Origin of the sequence: Microcoleus sp. PH2017_08_TRC_O_A (assembly GCF_020738665.1) — a bacterium.
In the GTDB taxonomy this organism is placed as follows: Bacteria; Cyanobacteriota; Cyanobacteriia; order Cyanobacteriales; family Microcoleaceae; genus Microcoleus.
Genome location: NZ_JAEQCE010000110.1, coordinates 18,933 through 29,427, shown reverse-complemented (window position 1 = coordinate 29,427; position 10,495 = coordinate 18,933). Strand labels below are relative to the sequence as shown.

Annotated in this window: 9 protein-coding genes; 3 read left to right on the top strand and 6 right to left on the bottom strand. The window is 47.4% G+C overall.

The window, feature by feature from the left end; all coding sequences use genetic code 11:
* Positions 1-536 precede the first annotated feature (536 nt).
* From JGK22_RS28935 to JGK22_RS28920, 4 genes are all read right to left on the bottom strand, one after another.
* Positions 537-2,024: a DUF697 domain-containing protein gene (locus JGK22_RS28935; protein ID WP_293197626.1), complete on the bottom strand. Its 1,488-nt coding sequence runs from the start codon at positions 2,022-2,024 to the stop codon at positions 537-539.
* Positions 2,025-2,292: 268 nt separating this feature from the next.
* On the bottom strand, positions 2,293-3,744 hold the full coding sequence (locus JGK22_RS28930; RefSeq protein ID WP_293213802.1) for a DUF697 domain-containing protein: 1,452 nt from the start codon (positions 3,742-3,744) through the stop codon (positions 2,293-2,295).
* Between the two features lie 612 nt (positions 3,745-4,356).
* Entirely contained in the window at positions 4,357-5,439 is a 1,083-nt protein-coding gene (locus tag JGK22_RS28925; protein WP_293219805.1) for an ATP-dependent 6-phosphofructokinase, read from the bottom strand.
* A 289-nt stretch (positions 5,440-5,728) separates the two neighbouring features.
* The gene (locus tag JGK22_RS28920; protein WP_293185248.1) at positions 5,729-5,971 is read right to left on the bottom strand and encodes a hypothetical protein; all 243 of its coding nucleotides are present in this window, start codon (positions 5,969-5,971) and stop codon (positions 5,729-5,731) included.
* Positions 5,972-6,114: 143 nt separating this feature from the next.
* Here JGK22_RS28920 and JGK22_RS28915 point away from each other — a divergent pair, with 143 nt between their 5' ends.
* Together JGK22_RS28915 and JGK22_RS28910 are read left to right on the top strand one after the other, a co-directional pair.
* Positions 6,115-6,618, top strand: a complete 504-nt coding sequence (locus tag JGK22_RS28915; RefSeq protein WP_293143532.1) for a hypothetical protein — start codon at positions 6,115-6,117, stop codon at positions 6,616-6,618.
* Between the two features lie 382 nt (positions 6,619-7,000).
* Positions 7,001-7,156, top strand: coding sequence for a transposase family protein (locus JGK22_RS28910; protein WP_293143535.1), 156 nt, complete (start codon positions 7,001-7,003; stop codon positions 7,154-7,156).
* Positions 7,157-7,525: 369 nt separating this feature from the next.
* On the opposite strand, the gene JGK22_RS28905 is transcribed toward JGK22_RS28910, so the two are convergent.
* Positions 7,526-8,824: a PilT/PilU family type 4a pilus ATPase gene (locus JGK22_RS28905; RefSeq protein WP_293193665.1), complete on the bottom strand. Its 1,299-nt coding sequence runs from the start codon at positions 8,822-8,824 to the stop codon at positions 7,526-7,528.
* 284 nt (positions 8,825-9,108) lie between these two features.
* On the opposite strand from JGK22_RS28905, the gene JGK22_RS28900 reads away from it, so the two are divergent.
* Positions 9,109-10,278, top strand: a complete 1,170-nt coding sequence (locus tag JGK22_RS28900; protein WP_293185252.1) for a DUF58 domain-containing protein — start codon at positions 9,109-9,111, stop codon at positions 10,276-10,278.
* Between the two features lie 25 nt (positions 10,279-10,303).
* Here JGK22_RS28900 and JGK22_RS28895 read toward each other — a convergent pair.
* Positions 10,304-10,495 (bottom strand): hypothetical protein (locus JGK22_RS28895; RefSeq protein WP_293277559.1); only part of this gene is annotated, 192 nt, incomplete at its 5' end.

The window sequence follows — 10,495 nt, the reverse complement described above, 5'->3', positions numbered from 1 at the left end:
GCATCTCATTTGTTGTGCAAAAACCATTTTTTCGAGAGGTACGTAGTTGCGCTTCAGCGCTCTGGGAGCATCTCATTTGTTGTGCAAAAACCATTTTTTTTACAGTGCTGTCCACAAAGAGCTAGCTGTATAATACTTGCTCTTCGTGGACATCACTATAACAATAAAACTGAGATAATCCCAGCGCTCTTATATATAAGAAAGAGCGCTGAAGCGCAACTACGTACCTTTTTTAAGAGCGCTCAAGCGCAACTACGTACCTTTGTTAAGAGCGCTCAAGCGCAACTACGTACCTTTGTTAAGAGCGCTCAAGCGCAACTACGTACCTTTTTAAGAGCGCTCAAGCGCAACTACGTACCTTTGTTAAGAGCGCTCAAGCGCAACTACGTACCTTTTTTGTTCTGATGCACCCTACTCAACTGCGATGTTTATGACACAGCAATCAGTTGACCAATTCTGTAATTTCGGGGAAATCTTGATACGACTCGGGAAAAAATCCCTCGGCTTCAGTTCGCGTAATATGGCTGTGGTTTGTGTCATATTTTGAATTCTTGCTGCAAGCGATCGATAATTGTATTGCGCTCGATGGTAGCTAGAATCTCTTGAATGACAGTATCCTGTCCCAGGGGGCCCCAGGTGCAGCCTCTTTCTAAATAAACTTGGGCGGCGCGACCGACAGCGTAGGTTCCGTAGGCTGCTAAACTAGCTTGAGTGACAGCGACTCCGGCGAAAGTCGAAAAGCCGATTTGTGGGGCGACAGCGGCCGCACTTTTCCCAAATCCCAAGAGGAAACTGCTACCTAATTCTCCCAAAAGTACGCCGCCAGCGCTGGAGAAAATAGTTTGCCAAAGTTTGCCGGCTTCGTAACCAGTCATCGGTAAACAGTAAAGTCTGGATAAAGAGCGAATTAAGGCTAAATCTGCAACAGTTGCGCCCATGACATCCAGGAAAGCAACAGGATTTAAGCCGACAGCTAAAGCTTTGTATTTGGCAAATTGCCAGATTAAATCATCGGCTTCTGTTTGGCGCAATTTGAGAACTTGATGAGCAAGATTTGCTTCGGCATCTCTAGCTTCTACTAAAGCATTAAGTGCGAGGAGCGATCGCCCTTCTCTGTTAAGAATTGTCAAAATTGTGTGTTTGAGTTCGTCTATTTGGGGAGGCGGCGATTCCCATTCGTTGGTGATACTTCCATCTGACCATTCTACGCGCACTTGCATCGGTGCGGGTTCGGCGGCTACCATGACTATTTCTAAGGATTTGGCAATTTTAGCGGGTGGTTTTGCTGTAGATTTAGGAGCAGGGATGTTATTTTGGCGATCGTCCAAATCGTCCCAATCTTCCTTATCTGTTACCGCCTCGGCTGCTAGCTGTTCGGAATTTCCCAGCGCTTGCAAACTTTGGTAAATAGCTTTTCTGTCTAATTCTGGATACAGATCAATTTTATTAAAAACTAAAATTAGCGGTTTTTGAGCAGTTTGCAATTCGCACAAAGCTTGATATTCAGTGCGAGTGATATCGCCAGCTACCACAAACAGAATTAAGTCAGCTTGGCGAGTTACTTGTTTCGCCATCTCGCCGCGCACTTCCCCGCCAACTTCATCAAGTCCGGGAGTATCAATTAATTCTACTTGAACCCCCCCCTGCCCCCCCTTACCAAGGGGGGGTTGGGGGGGTTCTACGCCCTCCAGGAAGGTTAAAGGCACATTCCAACGTACAGAACGAGGCCACTGAGTCACGCCGTTGAGGGGGCCTGTTTGCAGGATTTTTTGACCCAACAGCGCGTTTAATACGGCTGATTTGCCGCGACTGACTAGCCCGAAAGTAGCAATCCTAATTACCTTGTTGTCAAGTTTTTCGGAGGTAGAAGTTAAAATATCTAACTGAGTTTGCAGGGCGGCTTCTAATTCTGTGTTGTTCGAGTTTTTTTTGCCTTGGCGCAGGTAGGAGTAGCGCGCGAGGGCTTGGCGCAAACTGGCGCGGGCGAGGGATAGGCGATTTTCTTGAAGGGAATTGTCAGCCATTGGCGATCGGCTTTTTTAAGCTATGTAATTGAGCATAGAAATATAACATTCTATTTCTTATTTTAATACAATTTTTGATAAATTTTATGACTTACCCAACTGTCCCACGAAATCAAGGTACGTAGTTGCGATTGAGCGCTCTTATTTATATATATGAAAGAGCGCTGAAGCGCAACTACGTACCTAATAGGTCAGACCCTTTTTTAGGGAATCTAGCCCTAATCGTAAGACAGACAAGGTTTCTGGCCGCCCCTGGCTCCAGAAGTATTTAATTTGCTGCCGAATTAACAGCCTGGGCCCCAGATGTCTGAGGCGAGAGACGACTTGCAATTTGATTGACGAAAGATTGCAAGAAGGAAACTTGTTGATTTTGCTGAAATACTGCTTGCAAAGTTTTCGTCAACTGATTGAGACTGAAAATGCCTTTGGCTGCATTTTCCAGTTCTTGATTTTGGAAATATTCAATCAAACTTAGTCCAGCTATTCTGGTAAAATAGGCTGCACTAATTCCCTGCACTGCGCCTCCGGCTGCATAGGTAACGGCATTGCTTTTGAGCAGTCCAGTAATAGTTTGGGTAGACACTTCTACCAATCCCAGTTTGAACATTTGGGTTGCCAAAGTTGCCGCTACTGTCTTAGCTTGGTCTAAGGAAAACTCTTGCTTGTAGATAGCGCCGAGGTCGATTACCAGTTGGGTGCTGATGGCGGTTGTGGCTAGCAAGTCTAAGGCGGCAACTGGGTTGGCAAAAACGGCGGCGGCGGCGATATACTGATATTGTTCGATGATGGGCATTGCCCGATCGCGCCTCACGACATTCAAGCAAGTTTTTGCTTCTAATTTAACCGTTGCAGCTTCCCGCACAGCACTCGCCCAGACCAACTGTTGCCCTTCTTGAGTGACGATTTGAGTCAATCTTGCTGTCAGCGGTTCGAGTTGAGAGACTTGAGTTTCAATCCGTTCTTGAACAGTGCCGTCTGCTTGGTGCTGCCGCACTTTAATCGAATTAGGGGAAGCTGCGATCGCAATTATATCTTCTGTCCCCAATATTCCTTGCATTCTTTGGTGCAACTGCTGCAAAATTTGTGACTGCTGCGCTGGCAAATATTGGTCTAGTTTGTTCAAAACTAGCAGCACGCGCTGACCTGCGGACGCTAGTTGAGATAATGTTTGAAACTCGGAATCCGTGATGTCGCCCGCCGTGACAAACAGCACTAAATCACCGCCGATTTTGGCATCGGAATTTGTGGTATTGGCAAACAGCGGTGCTGTTTCTGAGAAAATCTGCTGTTGTGAGTCTTGGGATGCCCAATTAGAATTTAAAACTTGAATTAAGGCAGTTTTACCGACAGCTTTGCCGCCAGTTACGGTAATCCGCAAATCTTGTCTGTCTAATTCGGCTTTGAGTCGATCGAGCTTTGCTGTTAGATGAGCCGGATTTACCGAGTTTTGAGCTTCTGAGGCGAGCAGTTTAATTGCTGCTTCGGCCTGCGCGATCGCTTTTTCGGCTGCTTCCCGCTTGGCCAGGGGCTGCGGGAGTTCGAGTTCGAGTGTGGGAGATTGTTGTTTCCACCACCAATACCCCGCACCGGCAGCCGTCAAGCCGATGAGTGCCGTTTCTCCCATTTCTGAACCCGAATGCTGTAGAGTTTCCAACAGCCAAAGCGCTGCTGAAAGTCCTATTCCGCCTATCAAAATTGGTCGCCGCAAGTTAAGTGTCATTTTTCCCTTCCTGTGGGTATTATCGCCAAGCTTAACCTTACCGGGCTTGGTCTCCCTCCCTATATTCCATCGTACCTCTGCGACATCCAAACTGGCGATCGGGCGATCGGGCGGATTATACCATAAACCTTTTGCGGAAGTTCAAAAAGTTTGTAGTAAGGACTTCAGTCCTTGCTGTTGAGTTAAGCCAGCAAAAAGTGAAGTTATTACTACAAACTGTTGATATTTGACACTCTCCGGGAGTCAACGCCACGGAGATTCTTAAAACCACAACTTTAGTCTTAAAGGCGCTGTCAAATCGCCTCTACACACTCAAAACAACTACATCTTGCGAGTATTGCAATCGTGCTTACTTTTCCTTTGCTTTCGTCCTGCCATCACAATGCCAGATAGGTACGCTCTGTGTTCACCATTACTTGTTTACCCAGGCTACGGACGTATCGAGACGAGATAACACGGGGGTTGCTCCCTAATCAAACACTTCTTCGCATAGATGGTTATTCTTACTCAAACTTATTATAGCAATTTTCATGTTCCGTAGGGAAGAAAAGCCGTCCTATAAGGACGGGGCTTCAAACCCATTCTTTTTGGTGAAAAAGTCTAGGTAATTATCTAATCTCCCAGACAAATTCCCAAACCGCGGGCCGTTTTAACCAGAGTACCATCGAAGTCTACAGGTCTGTATTTGGCGATCGCATCTTCCAACGGAACACTCACAACTTCCCGCTGTTGCCAAGATACCATGCGGTCAAATTTCTCTTCGGCAACTAAATCAACTGCTGCGACACCAAAAGCCGAAGCAATTAATCTTTCTAGCGGAGAAGGCGTTCCTCCGCGTTGAATGTGTCCCAAAACTGTGACGCGAGTTTCTGCACCGCTACAATCAGAAATTGTATCAGCTAAATACTGACCTATGCCACCTAATCGACTTTGGCCTAAGCGATTTGTGTGCATTACTAACTCGCCTGCTTCTGTCCGCACAGCCTCCGCTACTATAATTAAACAGTAGTTTTTTCCGCGTTGTTGGCGTTCTTGAACTTTGGCGCAGATTTCGGAAATTTTGTAAGGAATTTCGGGAATCAGAATTATATCAGCACCGCCAGCAATTCCGGCACTAATCGCAATATGTCCGGCATCGCGTCCCATGACTTCAACAATCATCACGCGGCTGTGACTGGCCGCTGTAAAATGTAAGCGATCGAGTGCTTCTGTGGCAATATTGACAGCAGTATCAAAACCGATCGAACGCTCGGTAATACCGACATCATTATCAATAGTTTTAGGAATAGCAACTAAATTCAAATTACCTGCGTTGGCAATCTTTCGGAGAATGGCAAGACTGCCATCGCCACCAATCCCAATTAAGGCATCCAAACCTAGTTGATGATAGCCTTCAATAATATCATCAGAGCGATCGCGCAAAGTTCCATCAGGCATTGGGAAAGCAAAAGGATTGCCCTCATTTGTCGTCCCTAGCATCGTACCGCCAATGGTGAGCCAGGAGTCTACTTTCTCCACATTTAAGGCAATTGCTTCAGGAGGACGACTCATCAACCCTTTGGTGGCTTGACGAATCCCCATCACTTGCCAATTGTATGTTCCCGTCGCGCGGTAAACAACGGCTCGAATCACGGCGTTTAAGCCTGCACAGTCACCCCCGCTGGTGAGAATGCCGATACGTTTTTGTTCTCCCATAATTTAGCCAGACTTTTGTTCCTCAGAACACGGTTGATATTTTTAGATTCCGATTCGTTCAATCCTGATTTTCGACGTAAGTAGTTACAAATAAACTTTACTCTGTAACAGAATGTAAAGCTATAATAACCTTTGTAATTGCTTCGTTTCACTTTGTTTCACTGGCAATGACATACTTATGTATTTTCAAGCTTCACCTAATTGAGCAGCTCATCTCTGATCCACCCTACAAGCTTGATAGCTAACTTTCGTAGCGTCCCAAATCACCGTCTCAAATACAACATAAATTTTACTTGGGATTGAGGCGTTTAGAAACTTGGTTAACGATACCGCTGAGAATTGCACCGCCCATCAGAATGCCGAGGGCAGGATTGAATACCGGCTGCCACAGACTGTACCATAAATCGAAACCTAGATTCACCCCGGTCGATCGCCCTGCAACGGCGATCGCAAACCACCCAAAAATAGCCAAGACGAAAAACACATCAGCGACTAAAATCAAGTTGAGGAAGTTAAGAATTTTATCTTTCATGGTCGATGGTTCCTTTTTGAGTGTATATGTGTCAACTTTTGGCAAGAGGTTGGCAAGGGAGCCGATGGATAGCTGCAACAGGCGATCGAATCAAGATAAAATAAAATATCATTCAATTGTTTTCGCATACTTGTGGTCAAAATATGGTTCGTTATACACTTCCTCAAAGCCCCGAAATTATTTTAACTGTCAAAGGGAAAGATTCAGCGAAAGCCCGCGAAGAAGCGATGGATAAGCTGATGCTGCTGATGGATGAAGGGAAGCTACCTACAGAGCTCGCAGAAGGATTTGGGCCCAAGCAGTTTGTTGAAGTTATCGAAGATGCTGCTGTGTCTGACGGCGAGGACGCAATTACTGAAGCAGTGCAGATTTTGAGCAATTTGGCAAGTCTCAAATTGAAGGTGATGGAATCCCGGGAAGAAGCCCTAAAAATCCGGGAGGCGATCGATATTTTGTTTACAGATGAGCCTGTGAGTGCGGAGGAAATTGGTCGTCTGAAAGACGGTTTTAAGGTTCTCAAAAACTTCGCTCAAGCTAATGTCCGCTATCGAGAAGCTAGGGGCAAAGCTGAGGAAGCTCGGGCAATTCTGGACGAAGCTTTGCAATCTGTAGAATCGGAAAAAAAGGCACAGAAATCAGCGAAATAGTAGCTAACTGTAGGCAGGGTAAGCGCACGTTAAATAGTAGCTCAGGATACAGATTAATAAGCCAGATACTGAGGTTAAAGGTGCAATGCTAAAGGTTTGTTAGATTTCCTCGCTTCGAGGCTGACACAAGGTGACACTCTCTGGGTATTCCCACCTCTTGGTTCCCGTTATGTCTCAAGGATTTGCGCCCGCTGCCCGCTGTTGAGCTGCCCACACAGGAGTGCGGTTCCCTTAGGAATATCAGCCTTAAGCCAAGGATTAGTAGACTGTTTTAAATCCGTCGAAGATCGAGCGAGTCGAACGGGGACAATGGCATCCTTTATCCGATATTCTGATCGTGGCGATTCTCTCCACCATTGCAGGCGGACAAAGCTCTTAAGCCATGGTGGAACTCTATGGCAGTAGCAAACAAGCTTGGCTCTCCACCTTCTTAGCACTCCCCAATGGCATCCCCAGCCCAGATAGCTTTCGGCGGGTGATTGAACGTCTCCACCCCAAACAGATGGAAGCCGCCTTCGATAACTGGGGGCGTTGCTGATTTACGGTATGAAAGGCTAAATAGGTCTGTCATAGAAACCAGTATCCACAAAGGTTTTGGATTTTAAACTTATTTTTTTCATACCATGATTAAGCAACGCCCAATATTTTAATAGAAATAGCAAAGAAAGAACACTCTTGACTGAAGTCCCCCGAGCCGCTTCCCTAGGAAGGACTAAAGTCACGCTTGTTTCCCGCATCCGGTATTGATTTTTATGAGCGATGACTATATGGTGAAGGTATTAGTCGCAGCGCTCCCTGAACTCTCTCAAAGTAGCAGTCCTACAACCTAGATGGCAAGTGCGTTAAATGGTATTAATTTGTGGGGTAGGCTTGCTGTGCCTACCCCTGTATGTATGTTGCTATTAGGCTAGGCGCGAACGCTCCTTTCTTTTTTGCTACCTTCAAAGTCTCGAGCCGACCCAACTTCGTAGCCTCCTGTCCGCAAGCGGCGGTCTAAATCGCTGGCTTCGGGAGAAGTTTTTGTGGCTTCTTCGATTGTCACTCTACCTTCAAGTACGAGTTTGTAAAGATCCTGGTTGATAATCTTCATGCCTTCGTAGGTGTCATTTTGCATCAACCGGAAAGCTTCATCATCATCACCTTTCATCAAGTAATCGTGCATGGCTGGCGTGTTCACCAAAATATCGTGAACTGCGACGCGGCGGTTGTCAACTGTTGGCAGCAAAAGTTGGGCAATTACTGCTACTAAAGAATCGCAAATTTGAATCCGCATCGCCTGCTGTTCCTCAGGTGGGTAGAGGTTTAACAAGCGGTTAAGAGCGTTGATGGCGCTGCGAGTGTGGAGGGTTCCCAATACTAAGTGACCAGTTTGAGCTGCTTGCAAGGCTGTATTGATGGTAACGCGATCGCGCATTTCCCCGATCAGGATGACATCGGGGTCTTCCCGCAAAACTGCCCGCAAAGCCTGCTGGAACTCGTGGGTGTGCAAGCCGACTTCCCGCTGGCTGACCAAGCATTTTTTAGAAGGGTGAATGAATTCGATCGGGTCTTCAATTGTAACTACGTGCTTCTGTTCCGTCTGATTGAGGTGGTCGATCATCGCAGCGACTGTTGTCGATTTCCCGGAACCGGTAGGCCCGGTAATCAAAATTAATCCTTGCGATCGCAAAATGACCTTTTTGAGAACTTCTGGCAACCTCAAGGAGTCGATAGTGGGTATTTCTAAACTGATCAACCGCAATACTAGGGCGCCACCACTGAGGGAATCAAAACAGTTTAGCCGACACCGCACGAAGCCCGGGTAAAAAATTGCTGCATCTAATTCCTTGGTAGCTGCAAACTGTTTTCGCTGTTCGGGGGTGAGAATTTCGGCTAAGTAATGTTCAAAAATTTCTGGCGTGACTTTGGGGTGGCTGGTTGCTACTTGCATGACGCCCCGAATCCGAAATCGAGGTACTTGACCGACTCGAATGTGAATGTCGGAAGCCGAGGCGGTATGGGCATCTCTGACCATTTGTTCGATCGTACTTACGGGAGTCTCAACAGCCCGCTGCTGTTGCTGCTGATGCTGCTGTTGCGCCAGGGGGTGTGCAGCAGGCGCCGGTGGTGGTGGCGCGGGAGTTGCAGCCAAGGGCGGCGGTGGCGGGGGTGTGCGGCGGGCTTGAGGGTCGGGTTTAACGGGTGTAGGATTGTTTAATGGGTTCATTTTTTAGTCTCCAGTGAGTCGATTTTAGATTTTAGATTTTAGATTTTAGATTGACTCGCAGCGCCGTGAATCTGGGAGTTTCAACTATGGTCTAAAATTTGGGGATTGACCGTGCGCGATCGAGTGTCGGGATCTTGTATCCGTTATTGGGCGGGGTCAAAGTATCATTGAAAAAATTCCCGATTTCTAATCTAATCGCTCGCTTGCTAATTCGGTGCCAAATGCTGAGAATATTTTACAATTAGGCTTGATGGGCGATCGAGCAATTAACAGTTTTAACTCCTATGAACATCCGTCACAAAATTGCCGACTGGCTCGAAAATCGCGCTGTTACTCCTGCCTACGCGGGTTGGCTGCTCTCGGGGATGACGGTGTTCTTTTTTGGGTCTGCTACTAATACAATGTCTGGGTGGCTGTACGCGCTCAGCGGTGGCAGTTTGGCGCTGCTGGTAGTAGCTGCGGTTTTGCCTGCAAAATCGCTGCGTTCCTTGGAAGTGCGCCGCCACCCGATCGAACCTGTGAGTGCGGGCGATAAAATCACCGTGGAACTAGAAATCGAAAATAGCGCCCGCCAACCTAAAACCTTGTTGCAAGTGGTAGACATCTTACCGTTTGTATTGGGAAAAGAGCTTGTCCGCCCGATCGAGATCGTAGAGCCTAAAAGTATATACAGGGATACATACTACGTGGAAGTCCGGCAGCGGGGCGTCTATCGCTGGCAAGAGGTGCACTTGAGGACGGCGGCGCCTTTAGGGTTGTTTTGGTGCCGTCGCAGCCGCCCGGTAAAAGCGGTGGCGGTGGTTTACCCGCAGGTTTTGCCGTTGAGCACTTGCCCTTTGATCGATCGCATCGGTCAAGAAGACAGTCCGCAATTGTACGATCGCCTGCGATCGCAAACCGCTACCGAAGGCCTCACCCGCAACCTGAGACCTTACCGTCACGGAGACCCCACCCGCCTGATTCACTGGCGCACCAGCGCCCGCTACGGAGAACTGCGGGTGAGAGAGTTAGAAGTTGCAGCAGGCGGCCAAGAAATTATTATTGCTCTCGACAGCGCTGCATTGTGGCAACCAGAGGAATTTGAACGAGCGGTGACAGTAGCAGCGTCTCTTTACTTCTATGCTAGCAAGCGCCTGTTAAACGTCAAACTTTGGACGGCCGGAACCGGACTTGTCTCGGGGAACCGGGTAGTTTTGGAAACCTTGGCGGCGGTTAATGCTGCCGAAGATGCGATCGATAGTCGATCGCAACTATCGATCATTTGGCTAACTCAAAACTCTGCAAGTTTAAGCACTCTTACCCAAGGTAGTCGTTGGGTACTCTGGCCGAGTTCCACTGCGGAAACAGGCGAAAAACTGTTAGTGAAACATGATTTACCTGGTTTAGAAATTCGCTCGGATAGACCTTTAGAACTTCAGTTACAAGATGCTTTAGAAAGAGCAATTAGTTATTAAGATTGAGTGGATAAGTTTTCCGCTATCATATCAAATCCGGTGACAGCAGAATTCTGCCAGTGCGAGCGTCCCCCCTCGCGACAGGAGATAATATCGTTTCCGGTATCATCTCAAATCGAGTAACAGCAGAATTCTGCCAGTGCGAGCGTCCCCGCTCGCGACAGGAGATAATATCGTTTCCGGTCAAATCCAGTAACAGCAGAATTCTGCCAGTGCG

Bases quoted from the DNA above. Each gene is read 5' to 3' on its own strand.
- JGK22_RS28905 (WP_293193665.1), bottom strand. From the start codon at position 8,824: ATGAACCCATTAAACAATCCTACACCCGTTAAACCCGACCCTCAAGCC.
- JGK22_RS28920 (WP_293185248.1), bottom strand. From the start codon at position 5,971: ATGAAAGATAAAATTCTTAACTTCCTCAACTTGATTTTAGTCGCTGAT.
- JGK22_RS28925 (WP_293219805.1), bottom strand. From the start codon at position 5,439: ATGGGAGAACAAAAACGTATCGGCATTCTCACCAGCGGGGGTGACTGT.
- JGK22_RS28900 (WP_293185252.1), top strand. From the start codon at position 9,109: ATGAACATCCGTCACAAAATTGCCGACTGGCTCGAAAATCGCGCTGTT.
- JGK22_RS28915 (WP_293143532.1), top strand. From the start codon at position 6,115: ATGGTTCGTTATACACTTCCTCAAAGCCCCGAAATTATTTTAACTGTC.
- JGK22_RS28930 (WP_293213802.1), bottom strand. From the start codon at position 3,744: ATGACACTTAACTTGCGGCGACCAATTTTGATAGGCGGAATAGGACTT.
- JGK22_RS28935 (WP_293197626.1), bottom strand. From the start codon at position 2,024: ATGGCTGACAATTCCCTTCAAGAAAATCGCCTATCCCTCGCCCGCGCC.
- JGK22_RS28910 (WP_293143535.1), top strand. From the start codon at position 7,001: ATGGTGGAACTCTATGGCAGTAGCAAACAAGCTTGGCTCTCCACCTTC.